This is a genomic window from Sphingomonas psychrolutea, from assembly GCF_014636175.1.
GTDB lineage: Bacteria > Pseudomonadota > Alphaproteobacteria > Sphingomonadales > Sphingomonadaceae > Sphingomonas > Sphingomonas psychrolutea.
In genome coordinates, this window is record NZ_BMDW01000005.1 from 136,911 (window position 1) to 155,429 (window position 18,519).

The 18,519-nt window shown below is 65.7% G+C and carries 15 protein-coding genes; 10 read left to right on the top strand and 5 right to left on the bottom strand.

What is annotated here, in order from left to right; genetic code table 11:
- Positions 1-10: 10 nt before the first annotated feature.
- The 6 genes from IEV62_RS05815 to IEV62_RS05840 all read left to right on the top strand — a co-directional run bounded on the left by IEV62_RS05815 (position 11) and on the right by IEV62_RS05840 (position 10,366).
- A complete protein-coding gene (locus IEV62_RS05815; protein WP_229732842.1) occupies positions 11-643 on the top strand; it encodes an urea amidolyase associated protein UAAP2 in 633 nt (210 codons plus the stop codon).
- The gene (gene uca / locus IEV62_RS05820; protein ID WP_188445926.1) at positions 640-4,251 is read left to right on the top strand and encodes an urea carboxylase; all 3,612 of its coding nucleotides are present in this window, start codon (positions 640-642) and stop codon (positions 4,249-4,251) included. Before IEV62_RS05815 ends, uca begins: the two co-directional genes overlap by 4 nt.
- On the top strand, positions 4,248-6,020 hold the full coding sequence (gene atzF / locus IEV62_RS05825; protein ID WP_188445927.1) for an allophanate hydrolase: 1,773 nt from the start codon (positions 4,248-4,250) through the stop codon (positions 6,018-6,020). The genes uca and atzF overlap by 4 nt, the downstream gene beginning before the upstream one ends.
- Before the next feature lie 74 nt (positions 6,021-6,094).
- A complete protein-coding gene (locus tag IEV62_RS05830; protein ID WP_188445928.1) occupies positions 6,095-7,003 on the top strand; it encodes a sterol desaturase family protein in 909 nt (302 codons plus the stop codon).
- 41 nt (positions 7,004-7,044) lie between these two features.
- Positions 7,045-7,974, top strand: a complete 930-nt coding sequence (locus tag IEV62_RS05835; RefSeq protein WP_373868556.1) for a Vgb family protein — start codon at positions 7,045-7,047, stop codon at positions 7,972-7,974.
- Positions 7,975-8,113: 139 nt separating this feature from the next.
- The gene (locus tag IEV62_RS05840; RefSeq protein ID WP_188445929.1) at positions 8,114-10,366 is read left to right on the top strand and encodes a transferrin receptor-like dimerization domain-containing protein; all 2,253 of its coding nucleotides are present in this window, start codon (positions 8,114-8,116) and stop codon (positions 10,364-10,366) included.
- Between the two features lie 27 nt (positions 10,367-10,393).
- Here IEV62_RS05840 and IEV62_RS05845 read toward each other — a convergent pair whose 3' ends face one another.
- Together IEV62_RS05845 and IEV62_RS05850 are read right to left on the bottom strand one after the other, a co-directional pair.
- Entirely contained in the window at positions 10,394-11,404 is a 1,011-nt protein-coding gene (locus IEV62_RS05845; protein ID WP_188445930.1) for an acetamidase/formamidase family protein, read from the bottom strand.
- A 17-nt stretch (positions 11,405-11,421) separates the two neighbouring features.
- Positions 11,422-12,558, bottom strand: coding sequence for a M42 family metallopeptidase (locus IEV62_RS05850; RefSeq protein WP_229732843.1), 1,137 nt, complete (start codon positions 12,556-12,558; stop codon positions 11,422-11,424).
- A 204-nt stretch (positions 12,559-12,762) separates the two neighbouring features.
- Between IEV62_RS05850 and IEV62_RS05855 the strand changes: the two genes are divergently transcribed.
- From IEV62_RS05855 to IEV62_RS05865, 3 genes are all read left to right on the top strand, one after another.
- Complete coding sequence (locus IEV62_RS05855; RefSeq protein ID WP_188445932.1) at positions 12,763-13,767, top strand: YHYH protein; 1,005 nt, start codon at positions 12,763-12,765, stop codon at positions 13,765-13,767.
- A 195-nt stretch (positions 13,768-13,962) separates the two neighbouring features.
- Positions 13,963-14,946: a YHYH protein gene (locus IEV62_RS05860; RefSeq protein WP_188445933.1), complete on the top strand. Its 984-nt coding sequence runs from the start codon at positions 13,963-13,965 to the stop codon at positions 14,944-14,946.
- A complete protein-coding gene (locus tag IEV62_RS05865) occupies positions 14,943-16,052 on the top strand; it encodes a HupE/UreJ family protein (RefSeq protein WP_188445934.1) in 1,110 nt (369 codons plus the stop codon). Before IEV62_RS05860 ends, IEV62_RS05865 begins: the two co-directional genes overlap by 4 nt.
- Positions 16,053-16,055: 3 nt before the next feature.
- On the opposite strand, the gene IEV62_RS05870 is transcribed toward IEV62_RS05865, so the two are convergent.
- From IEV62_RS05870 to IEV62_RS05880, 3 genes are read right to left on the bottom strand one after another with little or no spacing between them, the layout of a single operon-like run.
- Entirely contained in the window at positions 16,056-16,733 is a 678-nt protein-coding gene (locus IEV62_RS05870; protein WP_188445935.1) for a response regulator, read from the bottom strand.
- Complete coding sequence (locus IEV62_RS05875; RefSeq protein WP_188445936.1) at positions 16,730-17,104, bottom strand: ATP-binding protein; 375 nt, start codon at positions 17,102-17,104, stop codon at positions 16,730-16,732. The genes IEV62_RS05870 and IEV62_RS05875 overlap by 4 nt, the downstream gene beginning before the upstream one ends.
- A 4-nt stretch (positions 17,105-17,108) precedes the next feature.
- On the bottom strand, positions 17,109-18,161 hold the full coding sequence (locus IEV62_RS05880; RefSeq protein WP_188445937.1) for a HAMP domain-containing protein: 1,053 nt from the start codon (positions 18,159-18,161) through the stop codon (positions 17,109-17,111).
- Positions 18,162-18,285: 124 nt separating this feature from the next.
- Here IEV62_RS05880 and IEV62_RS05885 point away from each other — a divergent pair, with 124 nt between their 5' ends.
- Positions 18,286-18,486 (top strand): hypothetical protein, encoded by a 201-nt coding sequence (locus IEV62_RS05885; protein ID WP_188445969.1) that lies wholly within the window; start codon positions 18,286-18,288, stop codon positions 18,484-18,486.
- Positions 18,487-18,519: the final 33 nt, after the last annotated feature.

The window sequence follows — 18,519 nt, forward strand, 5'->3', positions numbered from 1 at the left end:
GAGCTGGAACTTGGGCGATCTCTCTCTCGAAGGCTTGAGCGGCGCGGTGCTGCATGACGAAATCGTCGCCGCGCGCGCGCCGTGGTTGCACCGCGTGAATGCGGGCGAGTCGCTACGCATCGTCGATCTGGAAGGCAATCAGGCGGTCGATTTTCTGATCTATGCAGGGGCCGACGATACCGAGCGCTACAGCGCGCAGGACACGATCGCGGCGCAAGCCAACATCTTTCTGCGCACCGGCAGCCAACTCCTGTCGAACGAAGGCCGGGTGATGATGACGATCACCGCGTCCGCAGTCGAATATCATGATACGATCGGCGGTGCCTGTTCCTGCGAGTCCAACAGTTTGCGCTATGGCCACCACACCAAGGCGCAGCATTCCTGTGTCGATAATTTCCTCGACGCCAATGCACGTCATGGCCGTGGCAAGCGCGACATGGTGTCGAACATCAATTTCTTCATGAATGTGCCGGTCGAGGCGGACGGCGCGCTCGGCATCGTCGACGGGATTTCGGCACCCGGCCTGACGGTCGATCTCCGCGCCGAGATGGACGTGATCGTGGTCGTGTCGAACTGCCCGCAAATCAACAATCCCTGCAACGGCTTCAACCCGACACCGGTCCGCATGATCGTCACGGCATGAGGTTCGACACGGTCCTGATCGCCAATCGCGGTGCGATCGCCTGCCGGATTATCCGCACGTTGCGCATAATGGGATTGCGATCGGTCGCGGTCTATTCGGACGCCGATGCCGGGTCGCTGCATGTGGCCGAGGCCGATCTCGCGATCCGGATCGGCGCGGGCCCGCCTGGCGAGAGCTATCTTAACGTCACCGCCATCCTGGCCGCCGCGCGCGACGGCGGGGCCGGAGCGATTCATCCGGGCTATGGCTTCCTTGCCGAAAATGCCGACTTTGCCGAGGCCTGCGCCGCGGCCGGGATCGTCTTCATCGGGCCGACGCCGGACAATATCCGCACCTTCGGCTTGAAGCACAGCGCGCGCGCGCTGGCGACCGCGCATGGCATTCCGCTGGCGCCCGGGACCGACTTGCTGGTCGATGTCGAGGCAGCATCGCAGGCGGCGACCGCGATCGGCTTTCCGGTGATGCTGAAGGCGACGGCAGGCGGCGGCGGCATCGGCATGCGCATCTGTCGCGATGATGCCCAGCTACGCGAAGGATTTGCAGGCGTCGTGCGACAGGGCACGGCGAGCTTCGGCAATGCCGGCGTGTTCCTCGAACGCTATGTCGAGCGCGCACGACACATCGAAGTGCAGATTTTTGGCGATGGCGCGGGCCGCGTCGTCGCACTCGGCGAACGCGATTGCTCGCTCCAACGCCGCAACCAGAAGGTGGTCGAGGAAGCACCGGCGCCCAACCTGCCGGACGCGGCGCGCGCTGGCTTGATCGCCGCCGCCGTGCGACTGGGCGAAGCGGCGCGCTATCGCTCGGCCGGGACGGTCGAGTTTCTCTATGATGCGGCGCGCGACGACTTTTTCTTCCTAGAGGTCAATACGCGGCTCCAGGTTGAACATGGCGTCACCGAAGAGGTGATGGGGATCGACCTGGTCGCATGGATGATCCAGGCGGCGGCGGGCGACCTATCCTTCCTCGATACCGCTCCGCAGACGCCGATCGGGGCATCGATCCAGGTGCGGCTCTATGCCGAAGACCCGGCGCTCGACTATCGTCCGACATCGGGCGTGCTGACCGAGGCCGCCTTCCCGCCCGACGCACGCGTCGAGACCTGGGTTGCCAGCGGGGTCGAGGTAAGCAGCTTCTACGATCCGATGCTCGCCAAGCTGATCGTGACCGCGCCGGATCGCGCCGCCGCCGTGCTCGCGATGCAAGCGGCGCTCGACGACACGCGCATTTCGGGTATCGAGACCAATCTGCGCTGGCTGCGCGACGTCGTGCGCACGCCGGCGTTTGTGTCCGGACAGGTATCGACGCGCGCGCTGGAAGCGGTCGTGTACCGCCCGCGCAGTATCCGCGTGCTGTCAGGTGGCACGGCCACCAGCGTGCAGGATTATCCGGGGCGCGAAGGCTATTGGGCGATCGGCGTGCCACCATCAGGGCCGATGGATGCGCTGTCGTTCCGGCTTGGCAACCGTTTGCTCGGCAATGATGAGGGGCTGGCCGGGCTGGAGATCACCGCGACCGGGCCGTCGCTGCTGTTCAATACCGATGCGATGATCTGCCTGACCGGTGCCGATTTCGGGGCGACGCTCGATGGCGTCGCGGTGACGCGCGGCGTTGCGGTCGTGGTCGGCGCGGGGCAGACGCTGGCGCTGGGGCGCGTGCGGCATGGCGGCGTGCGCGGCTATCTGCTGGTGGCGGGCGGGCTCGACATACCGGCCTATCTCGGCAGCCGCAGCACCTTCGATCTCGGCGAATTTGGCGGGCACGCCGCGCGGCGGCTGGTGGCGGGCGATACGCTGCATCTCGGCGACGCGCCGACCGCGACTCCGCTATCCACTGCGGACGCGCCCGCGATCGGGACCGAATGGACCGTGCGCGTGCTTTACGGCCCGCACGGTGCGCCCGATTTCTTCACACCCGACGATATCGCGACCTTCGCCGCGTCGGTGTGGAAGGTCCATTACAATTCGAACCGGACCGGGGTTCGCCTGATCGGTCCCAAGCCGCATTGGGCGCGGCAGGATGGCGGCGAGGCGGGGCTGCATCCCTCGAACATCCACGACAATCCCTATGCGATCGGCGCGATCGATTTTACCGGCGACATGCCGATCATCCTTGGTCCCGACGGGCCGTCGCTCGGCGGCTTTGTCTGTCCGTTCGTGGTGATCGCGGCGGACCTGTGGAAGATCGGCCAGCTTGGCGCCGGCGACAGTGTGCGCTTCGGCGTCGTCACCGCAGCGGCAGCCGCGACCGCTGCGGCGCTGCAAACGGCTTGGCTGGCCGGCGCGGCCCCGCAGGCCGAAGCCGAGATCGTCGCATGCGTGGACGTTGCTGGGCTCTCACCCATTCTGGCCGATCTGCCCGCCGCAGATGGGCGACCGCGCGCGGTGTATCGGCAGCAGGGCGACCGCAACATTCTGGTCGAATATGGCCCGATCGTGCTCGACCTCGAACTGCGCATCCGCATCCATGCGCTGATGATCGAGCTGGAGCGAATGGCGCTGCCGGGCGTCATCGACATCGTCCCCGGCATCCGCTCGCTGCAATTGCATTTCGACGGTGTCGCGCTCGACCAAGCGGCGGCGCTCGCTGCGCTGGTCGCGGCCGAGGAGCGGCTCGGCGGGCTCGACGATTTCACCATTCCTTCGCGGATCATCCACTTGCCGCTCAGCTGGAAAGATCCCGCGATCTACGAGACGATCGCCAAATATGAGGAAGCGGTGCGCGACGACGCGCCGTGGTGCCCCGACAATATCGAGTTTATCCGGCGCATCAACGGCCTCACCGATGTCGACGCGGTCGAGCGGATCGTGTTCGACGCGACCTATCTCGTCATGGGGCTGGGCGACGTCTATCTCGGCGCGCCGGTTGCCACCCCGATCGATCCGCGCCACCGGCTCGTCACCACCAAATACAATCCAGCGCGGACGTGGACCCCGCCCAATGTCGTCGGCATCGGCGGCGCGTATATGTGTATCTATGGCATGGAAGGGCCGGGCGGCTACCAACTGTTCGGGCGCACCATTCAGGTATGGAACACGCACCGCCAGACCGACGCGTTCATCGACGGAAAGCCGTGGCTGCTGCGCTTTTTCGACCAGATCCGCTTCTTCCCGGTCAGTCATGACGAGCTGGTCGCATGGCGGCGCGATTTTCCGCTGGGGCGGCGCGCGATTGCGGTGGAGGAGACCGAATTCCGGCTGGCCGATTACCGTGCCTTCCTCGCCGACAATGCGGCGGGGATCGACGCGTTCCGCGAGCAACGGCAGGCGGCGTTCGATGACGAGCGGGCGGACTGGGCGCGGCGCGGCGAGTTCGACCGGGTCGCCGCACTGACCGAAAGCGGTACCGATCTGGCGCAGGAAACGACGATCGAGCTGCCCGCCGGGACCGAGTGCGTCGAGGCGCCCTTTGGCGGGGTGATCTGGAAGCTGCTGGTCGCGCCGGGCGACCGCGTCGCGGCGGGTGACAGCCTCGCGGTGATCGAAGCGATGAAGATGGAGTTTCCCGTCGAAGCGCCGTGCGCAGGCACGATCGAAGCCGCTTATGTCGCCGAGCGCCAGTCGATCCAGCCCGGCGCGCCGATGTTCGCCTTCAAGCGGGCTCCGTGACCGCGCTGACCCGCCTCAACGCGCAAGCGATAGCGGCCGATGTGATCAGCGGTCGCGTCTCGGCGGTCGATCTCGTTCGCGACGTGCTGGCGCGGCTCGCGATCTATGATGCTGTGCAGCCACAGGCCTGGATTGCGCGGTTCGACGACGCGACCCTGATCGCGTCGGCGCGAGCGGTCGATGCCCGGATTGCAGCGGGGGAGCAGCTGCCGCTCGCGGGCGTACCGTTCGCGGTGAAGGACAATATCGACGTTGCCGGGATCGACACGACGGCGGGCTGTCCGAGCTTCGCGTTCCGCCCGGTAGCCTCGGCGAGCGTGGTCGAGCGCTTGCTGGCGGCGGGCGCGATTTGCATCGGAAAAACTAGTCTCGATCAGTTTGCTACGGGCCTGAACGGCACGCGCAGCCCCTATGGCGCACCGCGCAACGCCTATAATCTCGGCTACGTCAGCGGGGGATCGAGTTCCGGATCGGCGGTAGTGGTTGCCGCCGGCCTGGTCGCTTTTGCGCTGGGAACCGATACCGCCGGCTCCGGGCGCGTGCCGGCTGCGTTCCAGCACTTGATCGGGCTGAAGCCGTCGCGCGGGCGGTGGAGCACACGCGGGGTGGTGCCCGCTTGCCGCACGCTCGATTGCGTAACCGTGCTGGCGTCGACAATCGCCGATGCGCGGCTGGTCGATGCGGTCGCAGCAGGCTTCGACCCGGCCGATCCTTTTTCGGTCGACGTGCCGGAGCGCCCACGCGACGCGCGGCGGATCGGCGTGCCCCAGCCCGATCAGCGACTGTGGTTCGGCGATCTGGAATCGGAGCGGTTGTACGACCGGTCGCTCGACGTGCTCGCCAGCGGCGGCGCGGAGATCGTCGAGTTCGATCTGGCCCCGTTCAACGAAGCCGCGCAATTGCTGTATGGTGGTCCCTGGGTCGCCGAGCGTACCGCCGCGATCGAAGCCGTCCTTGCCGCCGATCCAGCCGATCTCGATCCCGTCGTCCGCGAAGTGGTCTCGGCCGGGATCGGGGTCAGCGCGGTTGATTTGTTCAACGGCATCTATCGCCTGGCCGAGCTACGCCGGGTCGCGGATACGCTGTGGGGGTTGATCGACCTGATCGCGCTGCCGACCACCGGCACGACCTATCGCGTGGCGGAAATGCGCGCGGCCCCGATCGCACTCAACAGCGCGCTGGGGGCCTATACCAATTTCGTCAATCTGCTCGACATGGCCGCGATCGCGCTGCCTGCCGGCGCCCGGCACAATGCGACCGGGTTCGGCATCACGCTGATCGGCCCGGCCGGGACCGACCGCGCGCTGCTGGCGGCGGGCGATGCCTATCTCGAAACGGCGGGTCTCGCCCCGCCCCCACCCCTGGACCTGGAGGGTCGCATGCAGACCGTGAAGCTAGCCGTTGTCGGCGCGCATTTGAAGGATATGCCGCTCCACTGGCAATTGACGTCGCGCGACGCGGTGTTCGTCGAAGCGACGCAGACCGCGCCGACCTATCGCCTCTATGCAATGGCGGGCAGCGTGCCACCCAAGCCCGCGCTCGTGCACAGCGATGACGGCGCGGCGATCTTGGTCGAAGTCTATGAGCTCGACGTCGCCGCATTCGGCAGTTTCGTCGTCGATGTGCCGCCGCCGCTCGCGATCGGCACCGTGACGCTTGCCGACGGCAGCAGCGTCAAGGGCTTCGTCGCCGAACCCCGCGCGACGCTGGGGGCCGAGGACATTACCGCGCTCGGTGGCTGGCGTGCATATGTCGCGCGCGGCAGTTGACGACTCCGTCTCTACGTCATTTATACACCTGGTAGTTCGACCCCGCCATCTTAAGGAACCTGCCAAGGAGACGAATGGTGACTGGTGCAGAAAACTCGGTGAAACAGACTGTGTTCGACCTGATCCCGCCGGCGATGGTGGCGGCGGTGGTCCTGTTCTGGGCGTTCGGCCCCGGGACGTGGATCAACAATCCGTGGTCGATCGTGATCGTGGGGGGGTTGATCACCGCCACCGTCCAGTTGCTGGAATTGCTGCATGAGCGGCATGCCGGCTGGCGGATCAACGCAACGGAGTTTGTGACCGATCTGTTCTATGTTCTGCTCGGCTACACCGCCATCGCCTGGGCATCGAATTTGCTCGCCGAGACGCCGCTGAAGGCGATCAAACAGTCGCTCGGCATCAGCACCCCATGGGCGATGCACATGCCGTTCCTTCTGCAGGTCGCGCTGGTGGTCTTCCTGGTCGAATTCGGGCAATATTGGATGCACCGGTTGATGCATAACAACGCCTTTTTTTGGTCGACCCACGCGCCGCACCACCACATCACGCAGCTCAACGCGATGAAGGGCTATGTCGGCAATCCGCTCGAGCTGTTCCTGATCAGCCTGAGCGTCGTCGCGCTGTTCGATTTGCCACAGGCGGCGCAGTTCTGCGCCTTCAACGTGCTGGGCGTGATATCGACCTTCGCGCACGCGAACGTGCGGTGCGATCCGCCCCGCTGGTATTCCTTTTTCTTCACCACCATTCGCAACCATAGTTTGCATCACACCGCGCTGAGCTTTGAAGATACGCGCTGCAATTACGGCAATTCGCTGATCCTGCTCGATCGCATCTTCGGCACGTATCGCGAGGGGGAATCGGCGGTCGTCGGGCAGGAGGAGCGCAAGCGCCTGTCGATCTTGGAGCAAACGTTGTTCCCGGCACGTCCGCTGATCGCCAAGGTGAAAGCCAAGCGAGGCCAATCCGCCTCCGCCGCACTGTGAACGGCTGGCAAAGCGCGCGGTTTGACCGACGGAAGGCTACTTTGAAAAAATATATCGCGGCCGCGGCGACGATCGGGGCCTGTCTTGCGCCAACCGCGGTTTGGGCAAACGTTCCCAAGGAACGCGTCATCAACGTTCCCGGTTTCGCGGATTTCATCGCCGTCGATGGCGCGACCGTATGGGTCACCAATCGGGGCCGCGTCGAGCGCTGGTCGAAGCGCAAAAAGCTTGCCGAGGTCGCGATGGCGCATCCATGCGGCGCGATGGCGGTGACCGACGGGTCGCTATGGGTCGCCGATTGCAAGGATCTGACGCTCAACCGGATCGACTTGAAGACTGCCAAGATCACAGCAGTGATCGCAACCGGCCTCGCCCATTCCGACGGCGAACTGAATGTCGTCGCAGGCGCCGGCTCGGTATGGGTGGCAAGCGATGCAACGGGCATGGTCGCGCGCGTCGACCCGGCCAGCAACCGCGTGACGGCATCGATTCCGGTCGAGGCCGACAGCTCCTATCTCGCTTTCGGGTTCGACGCGGTCTGGGTGGTCAGCGGGGTCCGTCAAACGCTCCAGAAAATCGATCCGCGAACCAACAGCGTCGTCACGGCGACGCTGCTCGGCAAACAACCCGGCTTCCTTGCCGCCGGCGAAGGATCGGTGTGGGTGCAGGAGCAGGGTGACGGCACGCTGGCGCGGATCGACCCGGTCACAGGCAACGTCTCCGGTCGCGTCAAGGTCGACGCGACGCTGAAATATGGCGACATCGATACGGGCGGCGGCAAGGTGTGGCTGCGCACGACCGCCGGGCAGACCTTCGTCGTGATCGACCCGTCAACGCTGGCGATCCGCGCGCGCGTCGGGACGGCGGCGGGCAGCGGTGCGCTACGTTATACGCCAAAGGGTGTGTGGTCGACCGCGCATGACGTTCACACGCTGTCCTGGTGGAAGAAGCCAGCCAAGATCGGAAACTGACTTCGCTTTATCCGGGCAACGCAAGTGCGGACGTGCGGGAGATCGGATGCTGTTCGGATCGGCACGGAACGGATTAGCGACGGTCTTGCGCTCGTCCGATGCGCGGCGCATTCCTGCGACACACGATAAGGATTGAAACATGGCACGACTTCGCGCGATTCTGACCAGCGCGAGCGCGCTGACATTATCCTCGGTCGCGACCGCGCAAACCGACGCGCCGACCGACGCCAAAGCGATCGAACGCGCGTTCGACGCGACCATCAGTTCGCAGGATCAGCTCGACTGGCTGAAGACGATGTCGTCGGAACCCAACCATGTCGGTTCGCCGCACGACAAGGCCAATGCCGAGTTCATGCTGGCGAAGTTCAAGGAATGGGGCTGGGACGCAAAGATTGAGACGTTCTCGGTCCTCTATCCCACGCCGATTTCGACGACGGTCGAAATGCTCGCACCCGAGAAGATCGTGCTTGGCGGGCAGGAACCGCCGGTCGCCGGAGACGACACATCGGCCAACACCGCAGGCGCGCTGCCGCCCTATGTCGCGTTTCAAGGCGACGGCGACGTCACTGCCGACCTCGTCTATGTCAATTACGGCCTGCCTGACGATTACAAGGCGCTCGCGCGACGCGGTGTCGATGTGAAGGGCAAGATCGCGATTGCGCGCTACGGCGTCGGCTGGCGCGGTTTGAAGCCGAAGCTGGCGCAGGAACATGGCGCGGTCGGCACGATCATCTATTCCGATCCGGCGGATGACGGATACGGCGAAGGCGATGTCTATCCCAAGGGCGGTGCGCGCAACGCGAACGGCGTGCAGCGCGGCTCGGTCGCCGACATGACGGTCTATCCCGGCGATCCGCTGACACCCGGTATCGGCTCGGTACCCGGGGCCAAGCGCCTGTCGCGCACCGACGCGCAGACGATCCTGAAAATCCCCGTGCTGCCGATGTCGTATGGCGATGCGCAGAAGCTGCTGCAGCGGCTTGGCGGGCCGATCTCGCCAGCGTCGTTCCATGGCGGGTTGCCGATCACCTACCACATGGGCGGCGACGGCGCAGTCAAAGTGCATCTCGCGGTCAAGTCCGACTGGTCGCAAAAGCCCGTCTACAACGTTATCGCGACGTTGAAGGGCGCGATTTATCCCGACCAATGGGTGCTGCGCGGAAACCATCATGACGGATGGGTGTTCGGCGCGTCCGATCCGTTGTCGGGTAACGTGGCGATGATGTCGGAGGCGAAGGCGCTCGGCGCACTCTGGGCGCAGGGCTGGCGACCAGCGCGGACGATCGTCTATACCGGCTGGGACGCCGAGGAACCGATGCTGCTCGGTTCGACCGAATGGGCCGAACAGCATGCCGCCGAGTTGAAGGCAAAGGGCGTGATCTACATCAACACCGACGGCAACGGCCGCGGCTTCCTGCAAGCCGAGGGCAGCCACGACTTCCAGCATTTGGTGAATGGCGTTGCGGCCGACGTGATCGACCCTGAAACCAACGCGACCGTTGCCGCACGGCGTGCCGCCGCAATCCGCGTCGGTGCGTATGACAAGCGCGGGCGGGTGGATGAGGCCGCGCTTGCGGCCGCAGAGAAGGGCGGCGATTTCCCGCTCGGCGCGCTCGGATCGGGGTCGGACTATTCCGCCTTTCTCCAGCATCTCGGGCTGCCTGCGCTCAATATCGGTTTCGGCGGCGAAGAGGAAAGCGGCGGGGTCTATCATTCGATCTACGACAGCTATCACCACATGACGACGTTCGATGATCCGGGCCTGAAATACGGCGCAGCGCTGTCGAAGACGGTCGGGCGGCTCGTCCTGCGCGTCGCCGATTCTGCCACCCCGCCGCAGCGCTTCGGTGACTTCGCGACGACGGTCGCGACCTATCTGAGCGAAATCAAAAAGCTCGCCGAGGATCGCCGTACCCAGGACGGCAAGCGCGAAAAATTGCTCGCGGACGGTGCCTTCGGTCTGGCATCCGATCCGCTCAAGCCAGTCGCGGCCCCGCCGCCCGAGGCGCGGACACCGTTCATCGAATTCGCCGTTCTGGAGAATGCCGTGGACCGCTTGCAAACCGCCGCGATGCGCTACGATGCCGCCTATGCCGACAAAGGCGGCAAGCTCGATCCCGCGCGCCGCGCGCAGCTCAACGCGCAAATCCGCGACATCGACCAGCTCTTGCTCGACGAGCGCGGGCTGCCAGGGCGGCCTTGGTACAAGAACCTCATCTACGCCCCGGGCCGCTTTACCGGATATGGCGCGAAGACGCTTCCGGGCGTGCGCGAGGCGATCGAGGAACGCCGTTTCGACGATTCTGCTGTCTTTGCCGAACGCACCGCGAAGGTGCTGGCCGACTATGCCGCACGATTGGATGCCGCGCGCGGGACAATCGAAGGAGGCTGAGCGGTATCACCCCGATCGGGGCGTCGATCATTGCGCCTGAAATAGCGCTTTTTTCAGAACGACATGAACCCCTTTGTTGCGGTCCACCAGTTCGGTGATTTCGACATCCCCCGCAACGCTCATCAGCATATAGGCGTCATCGCGCGACATGCCTTTCACCGATACAAGGAAATCGAGCATGTTGCGCAGCGCCTTGCGCGTCGCGTTGCTGAGATCGTCGTCGAACCCCATCGCGATATAGGCATCCGGCGTTTCGGCACGCGGGTAAGGCGTTTTTTCACCCTTGTGCAGAACGAACTCAAGCGTACCCACCAGCGAGGTCTCGAGCGCGGTGATATCGACTTCGCCATTGCCCTGTGCGGCGTGCCCGTCGCCGACCTGGAACAAGGCGCCCGTCGCATGGACCGGCAGAAACAGCGTCGTCCCCGCCACCAGCGCCTTATCATCCATATTGCCGCCATGGATGCTCGGCGGCGCCGAATCGTAACGTCCGAACGCCGGCGGTGGCGCGACTCCCATGCTGCCGAAGAACGGATGAAGCGGCACGGCGATGCCCGGTGCGAAGGCCGCCACCATGCGCGCCTTGTCGAGCGGAACGATCTTGATCCGTGAATACGGGAAGTCGTCGGTCAGGAAACCGGCACCATAGCCAAATGCATTATAGGCATACGGGATCGCCAGATCGATCTTGCGAATCTGCACCTCCAGCGTGTCGCCGGGTTCGGCGCCTTCGATCGCGATCGGGCCGGTCAGGATATGCCCACCCGGACCGCGGCTGGCGGCGGGGACGCCGTCGAACACCGCGCGCAACGCCGGCTCGACGTCCTGCGGCGCGACGCCGGCCTTTTCGAGCCGCGCCGGGCTGCTGGTCAGCAGCGTGTGGACGATGACCGTGTCGCCCGAGCGGATCGTCAGCACCGGCTTGTCGGTTGCATCATAATGCCCCCACGCGACGGTCTGCGGCGTCGCCGGGAGATCGTACGTCTTGGCCGAAACGGGCGCGGCAACAATCAGGCCGACGAAAAGGAGGAGGCGCATCGATAATACCTTGGCGATTAGTTGGTTGGCGCAAAATCGCGCAGGTGCGCGACGGTCTTGGCGTCGAGCCGCTGGATCAGCCCGACGACCAAATCGACCATGCCGTCGAAATCGGCGCGATCGATGATGCCGTTATGCGCATGGGTATAGCGCGCCGGCACCACCAGATTGACCGTCGGCACACCGCCCGCGGTTGCCTGGATCGCCGCGCTGTCGTCGCCATAGCCCTGCACCAGATCAGTTTGCAGCGGAATCCGTTTCGCCGCCGCCACATCGCGTACCAGCGCGACCATCTTGCGGTTCGGCAGCGTGCTACTGTCGTAAAGGAAGATGCCCGGCCCGGCGCCAAGCGCCGCCTGCGTCTCCTCGAGGTTGCGGCCGGGGCTGTCGCCGGTGATGCCGCCTTCGATCGCGATGCCAATATCGGGCTTGATCAGGTCCGACGCGGTTCGCGCGCCGCGCAGCCCGATCTCTTCCTGCACGGTGGCTGCGACGAACAGGCGATTGGGATGGCCGCTCGCCGCCAACCGCCGCAACGCCTCCAGCACCACGGCGCAGCCGACGCGGTCATCCCACGCCTTGCCCAAGTAGCGGCCACCCGGCAGCGCCACGAACGGTGCGTCGGGCACGACCGGATCGCCCGCGCTGAGCCCGAGTTTCGCGACATCGGCAGCGCTGCGCGCGCCGACGTCGAGATAAAGCGAATCGCGCGGGAAGACCTTCCCACGCTCCTCGGTCGGCACGACATGGATATCGCGAATGCCCGTTACCGCATGGACCGGCCCCTTACTGCCGATGATGATCCAGCGCTGATCGGGCAGCGCCTGATCGAGCCAGCCGCCGAGCATCTGCATCGACAGGAAGCCGGTCGGCGTGACGCGCCGGACGACGCCGCCCAGTTCGTCCATATGCGCGTCGAGCATGATCTTGGGACCGCTCGACCCGTGTGCGGCGATGACCGAGCCCATGCCGTCATAGCTGATCTGATCGGTCGATGCCTTCATCTCGCGCACCATGATCGCGCGGACCGCCTCCTCGAAGCCCGACGGCCCCGGCGCATCGGCCAATTCGCCGAGCAACCGCTCGGTACGATCCTGCGCGAAAGCCGGCATGGCGGTGGCCGCGAGCACAATCGCAAGCAGGGATCGGGACATTCGTCGCATTCGATAATCCTTTGAAGGAACGGCACGGTGTTAAGCGCAATCGCCGCCCGGGCAATGGCGTTTATTGGCCGCGCATCACGGTGGTCGCGCGTCCGTTGCCGCGCGAAAGCCAACATCGCCGGCGCTTGGGATGCCCATAGTGGCTCCACAATGCGCGGCTAATCCGGCGTCGAACGCAAGAACGGGAGCGCTGCGATGTCGAAAGTCTACGGCCACTTGGGATCGATGACGGGACTGGCATTGATCCTCAGCCTTGGCGGTTGCGGCGCGAACGGCAGCACGACGAGCAGCGTCGCGGTCGTTTCGCCGACCCCGACACCCACGCCCACGCCGAGCTCTACACCCACGCCAACACCGACATCGGGGTCGACCAGCACAGCCTCCATCCTGTGCCCCTATAGCCAGAGCACGCCCAACATCACGCTGACGACCGGCGTCACCGCCACCAGCACATCATCCTGGACCTGCTCGTCATCGACCCGGACATTGACCGCGAACGGCGTGCCGAACCATCAGATCGGCACCTTCCCCAATTCGGGCAACCCCAACACACCGACCGTCCAGAACGTGAGCTTTTCGGCGACGCTCGCGCCCACGCTGACGAGCAGCAACAACGCATCGCGGTCACTCGGCTATGCGCTGAACGGCGTGAAATTAGATCCTGGCACCGGCGGCAGTTGCCCAAGCACTGCGACCAAAGCCTCGGATTGCACCGCGATCGGCGCCGGCACCTATTCGCTCGAAGCCTTGCAGAGTTTCTTCGATTTCGGTGTCGACAGCAACAATGCGCATGTCCAACCCGGCGGCATTTATCATTATCACGGCATGCCTGAGGGCATTCTGACGGCAGCCGGCGTCGGCAGCGCCGCGCAGCGGATGGTGCTGATCGGCTGGGCACCCGATGGCTACCCGATCTACGCTCGCTACGGCTATAGCGTCGCGACCAGCGCGGCGAGTACGCTGAAAGTGATCAAGGGCAGCTACGCCGTCGACACCGTCGCCGATACGGGCCGGCCGTCTGCTGCCAATATCCCGCTCGGCACCTTCGTCAGCGACTCGAATTATGTCGCGGGCTCGGGCGATCTCGATGATTGCAACGGGCGCTTCGGCGTGACGCCCGAGTTCCCCAGCGGAATCTATCATTACTACGCCACCGACACGTATCCGTATCTGCCGCGCTGCTTCAAAGGCACGTTCTAGATGATCGCCAAGGCTGATCGGCGCAGCCTTCAGCTCTTGCTGATCGGATTTGGTCTGGCCGGCACATCGACGATCCTCGCTCAGACGCGCGGCGATGAAACGGGACCGCGGCCACGACCGCCGATCGAAGCCTTGGCTGCATGCAAAGCCAAAACCGAGGGCGCGAGGTGCAGCGTCGGGAGGCCCGGTGGTCCAATGGACGATGGGACATGCCATGCGCCGCCCGGCCTGCAACTGGCGTGCCTGCCGCGCGGCGGGCCTGCCGGCGGCCCGCCGCGACCCGAGCAAGGCGTCGCGATCCCGGCGACGGCCGTCGATACCCGCACGACGCTGTGCGCGCTCCAGTCCAAAGGCACCAACGCCTCGGTCAGGCTGCGGTTCGAAGCCCGCTGGAGCTGCAGCGCCGACGCCCGCACGCTCGTCGCCAACGGAGTGCCCAATCATCGCGTGGGGGCGTTTCCCAATGCGGGCAATCCGAACCCGCTCGCTGCGCAATCGGTGCGGTTTTCGACCACGCTCACCCCGGTGGCGCGTGCCGGGTCTGGCGCGTTCGTCAAGGTTGCAGGTTATGCGCTGAACGGGATCAAGTTTGATCCGGGCACTGCGCAAAGCTGCGATACGCCCTGCGTCGATCGTGGTGCGGGCCATGGTAATCCATGGCGGATCGAGGCGCTGGGCCAGACGTTCTTCGCCTTCGGGGTCGATGCCAACCACGCGCATGTGCAACCCGGCGGGGCGTATCATTATCACGGCGTGCCCGAGGGTATGCTGAGCCCCGCCGCACGCGCCGGTCGCGCGATGGCGCTGATCGGCTGGGCGGTCGACGGGTATCCGATCTATGCACGCTTTGGCCATGCCGATGCGATGGCGCTGGCCAGTTCGCTGCGCGCGATGCGGCCGAGTTACCGGCTGAAAGCGCGGCCCGATGCCGGGCGGCCGCGCGTCGACTTCGCGCCGATGGGGACCTTCACGCAAGACTATGAATTCGTCGCGGGGCTCGGCGATCTCGACCAATGCAATGGCCGCCGTGACGTGACGCCGGAATTCCCGCGCGGCATCTATCATTATTACGCAACCGATGGCTTCCCCTTCATCCAGCGGTGCGTGAAGGGCACGCCCGCGCGCGTGGCCGATGATGGTCCGCCGCCCTTCGGCACCTTTGCAAGGCCGCGCTGGTGATTTGGCGATTTGCCCTCTTTCTCCTCGGGCTGGCCGGGCTTGTCGTTGCTGCCGACGCGCATTTGCTGCCCGCGCAGACGGCGACAATGAACGTCGTTGGCAACACCGCCTATTTCGTCGTGTCGGTCCCGGTTTCTGCGCTCAACGGAATCGACGACGATGGCAGCGGCGGCGCATCGCAAAGCGAGATCGCCCGCCATTCGCACGACATATCGATGCAATTCGCGCGGCATTTCACGGTGTCGGCCGATGGCGCAGCGGGCACGCCGCTCATGACGATGGCCTGGTCCCCGCAAACCGAAGGGCCGGCCGCCGACAGCGATTATATCGTCGTGCTGCATAGCGTGCGCTTCGCGACCCCACCGCACAGCCCGATGGTCGCCACCGACCTGTTCGGGACGCGTAGCGGCGAAGGCCAGATGACGATCACCGCCAAGCGCGACAAGCGCGAGGACACCGCCGAAGTTGCGATCCTGCGCCCGGGGGCTGCCGAACACCGCTTCTTTCGTGGCGGCTTTGCGACCTTCGTCGATTTCGTCCGGATCGGGATCGAGCATATCCTGACCGGCCCCGATCATTTGCTGTTCCTGATGACCATCATCGTCGCGGCGGCCGGCTGGCGCTATTGGCTGAGCGTGGTAACGAGCTTCACGATCGCACACAGCATCACGCTGACGCTCGCAGCATTAGGCGCGGTGCGGATCTCGGCCGCGATCGTCGAGCCGGGAATCGCCGCGAGCATCATCCTGATGGCGGTGCTGAACCTGTGGCGCGGCGGGCATGGCAGTCCGGCCGAAGCGCGGGCGCGCGTCGCGATCGTGTTCGCTTGCGGCTTGCTCCACGGGCTTGGCTTTGCGTCGGCGATCGGCGCAATGGCCGCCGACGGCGCGCACCGGCTGGCGACGCTGGCCGGGTTCAATATCGGGATCGAGCTGGGGCAGTTCGCGTTTCTCGGCGCGGTGCTGGCGCTCGCGACGCTTGTTCGACGAATCGTGACCGTGCCGCCCACGCTTGCCCTGCCGCGCCTCGCATCGGTGATCGCGGCAATGCTCGGCGCCGTGATGCTGGTCGCGCGCATCCTGCCGGTGCTGCCCGGGGTGGGATAGCCGCTACCCCTCGAACCGATATCCCACGCCGTAAACCGACGCCACGCACGCCGCGTCGGGCTCCACGCGCGCGATTTTGCGGCGGATGTTTTTCATGTGGCTGTCGATCGCGCGATCGCCGCTGTCGAGCGCACGGGTGCCCAAGCGATCGAGCAACTGGTCGCGCGTGAACACGCGGCCGGGGCTGCGCACCATCGCGGCCAGGATGCAAAATTCGGATGGGCTGAGATCGAGCCAGGTCCCGCGCCACGCGACGCGCTGTCCGTCCTCATCGATCACCCACGGCAATGCCGACGCATCGCGCGTCACTCGACCCTCGGCGCGGCGGATCATCGCGTTCACGCGCGCCATGACCTCGCGCGCCTCGAACGGCTTGCAGACATAATCGTCGGCCCCGCCATCAAGCCCGGCCAATCGATCGGCCTGCTCGACGCGGGCGGTCAGCATCAGGATCGGCACCGCGCTGAACGCGCGCACCGCCGCGCAGATCGCCATCCCGTCCATCCCCGGAAGCCCGAGATCGAGGATCATCGCGGCGGGTGGCTCGGCGCGGACTGCCGCCACCACCGCGCGGCCATCGGGGAAGACGCGCGCGCCATAGCCCCCGGCGCGCAGATAATCGGCAAGCACGGCGGCGATCTTCGGATCGTCCTCGACCACGAAGACCGTGCGCACCGTCATGCCACGGCCATCCGCGGCAGAGCGATCCGGATCGCCAGCCCGCCGAGCGACGATGGCGCAGCGACGATCGTGCCGCCATGCGCACGCGCGATCGCCTCGCTGACTGCCAGCCCCAGCCCGCTCCCCCCCGACACCCGGCTGCGCGCCGCATCGAGCCGGTAAAGCGGTGCGAATAGCGCCTCCAGATGCTCAGGCGGCACGCCAGGGGCGCTATCCTCGACGGTCACATGCAGATGCTCCCCCACCGCTGCCAGCATAACGCGCACCTGCCCCGGTGCATCGGTGTAGCGCAATGCATTAGTCAGCACATTGGCGAGCAATTGCTCGATCCGCGCGACATCCCATCGCACACACGGGTCGGGGTCACCCATCGTGTCAAAGGTCAGGGCAATCCCCGCCGCCTTGGCCCGCGAGCCAAATCGCGCGATCGTCTTCGCACAGATCGCGACAGCATCTGCCTGGGTGAAACGACATGGCTGACCCGACAGATCGGTCATCGCGAGGAAGTGTAAATCCTCGAGGATCGAGCGGACGGAGACCATCCTCGAGCGCGTCGAGCTCGCCACGGATCGCCGACAAAGGCGTGCGCAATTCATGGCTGACCTCCGCCAGCCAGCGTCGCCGCGCGGTATCGAGCCGGGCAAGGCTCTCCGCCATGCGGTTCACGTTGCGGGCGACATCGTCGACCTCGTCCTTGCCATGGCTTGGCAAGCGATAGGTGAAATCGCCGCCGGCGATCGCATCGGTCGCGATCTTGAGGCGGCCGAGCCGCCGCGCGCCCAGCCGTGCCAGCCCCCACGCAGCCAAGGCACCGAGCGCGGTTAGCAAGGCAGCAAGCCACAGCGCGCCATAATATTGGCTGGTGAGAAATCGCGCCTCAACGCCGCCGGGGATCGGCGCGCGCGGGATCAACTGGGCGAGTGCGACCGTTGTTCCCGCGATGCGGATCGGTCGCGTCGCGCCGCGATCGGCGGGGAAAGTCGCCGCACCGGGCGGCCCAGCAATCACGCGGTGCGCCGCGTCGAACAGGATCAGTCGCGCGCCAAACTCCTCGGGCGGTGGCGGCAGACGACCGTCCGGGCCGCGCCGTGGCGGCGGCAGCGCCCGCCCGTCCGGACCCGGCGGCGGACCCATGCCGGGCGGCGGGCGACCCGGCCGGGGCGGGCGACCTTGCACTGCGGCAAAGTCTCCCAACAGGCCACCAAGCGTCACCCGCCCCGACTGCAACGCAGGCGCGCCACCGCTTGCAGCGATCTTGCGCCCGGCCAGATCGACAAACCGTTCGAGCTCTTCGGTGTCGCGCGCCGCGAGATAGCCGTCAAAGCCACGCTGCAAGTTAAGCGCCATGACCGCCGCCATCGACAGCACCGCGACGAGGACGCTGGCCGTGATCAGAATGAACAACTGGTGGAACAGGCGGATGCGCATGCCCCACGCTAATAGGATCGAAGTGTCGAGGAAATATGGATTGCACGCGCCCAACGGAGCAGGATCGCCGGCCGTGCCCGACAAACCGATTGGACAATGCCGCGCCGCGCTCTATCCGCTCCGCATGGGCATCACCGCGACGATCTTGAACACAACCACCGGCCAGCCGATCCAGAAATTCACCTTCGGCCGGATGCCGAAGCCATGGGTATCGTTCAACTTGACGAGTGGCGAATTGGTCACGGCGGACCGGGTCGAGGTCGGAAAGCCGGCGCCGGGCTCTTTTGCGGTGCCGGTGACGGTGTGGGTGACGCCGAAAAAATAGGCGGGATGATCTCCCGCTCGGCCCCGAAAGCTG

Bases quoted from the DNA above. Each gene is read 5' to 3' on its own strand.
- IEV62_RS05850 (WP_229732843.1), bottom strand. From the start codon at position 12,558: ATGTCCCGATCCCTGCTTGCGATTGTGCTCGCGGCCACCGCCATGCCG.
- IEV62_RS05875 (WP_188445936.1), bottom strand. From the start codon at position 17,104: ATGGGTGACCCCGACCCGTGTGTGCGATGGGATGTCGCGCGGATCGAG.
- IEV62_RS05870 (WP_188445935.1), bottom strand. From the start codon at position 16,733: ATGACGGTGCGCACGGTCTTCGTGGTCGAGGACGATCCGAAGATCGCC.
- IEV62_RS05840 (WP_188445929.1), top strand. From the start codon at position 8,114: ATGGCACGACTTCGCGCGATTCTGACCAGCGCGAGCGCGCTGACATTA.
- IEV62_RS05860 (WP_188445933.1), top strand. From the start codon at position 13,963: ATGGACGATGGGACATGCCATGCGCCGCCCGGCCTGCAACTGGCGTGC.
- IEV62_RS05845 (WP_188445930.1), bottom strand. From the start codon at position 11,404: ATGCGCCTCCTCCTTTTCGTCGGCCTGATTGTTGCCGCGCCCGTTTCG.
- IEV62_RS05885 (WP_188445969.1), top strand. From the start codon at position 18,286: ATGGGCATCACCGCGACGATCTTGAACACAACCACCGGCCAGCCGATC.
- uca (WP_188445926.1), top strand. From the start codon at position 640: ATGAGGTTCGACACGGTCCTGATCGCCAATCGCGGTGCGATCGCCTGC.
- IEV62_RS05855 (WP_188445932.1), top strand. From the start codon at position 12,763: ATGTCGAAAGTCTACGGCCACTTGGGATCGATGACGGGACTGGCATTG.
- IEV62_RS05880 (WP_188445937.1), bottom strand. From the start codon at position 18,161: ATGCGCATCCGCCTGTTCCACCAGTTGTTCATTCTGATCACGGCCAGC.
- IEV62_RS05830 (WP_188445928.1), top strand. From the start codon at position 6,095: ATGGTGACTGGTGCAGAAAACTCGGTGAAACAGACTGTGTTCGACCTG.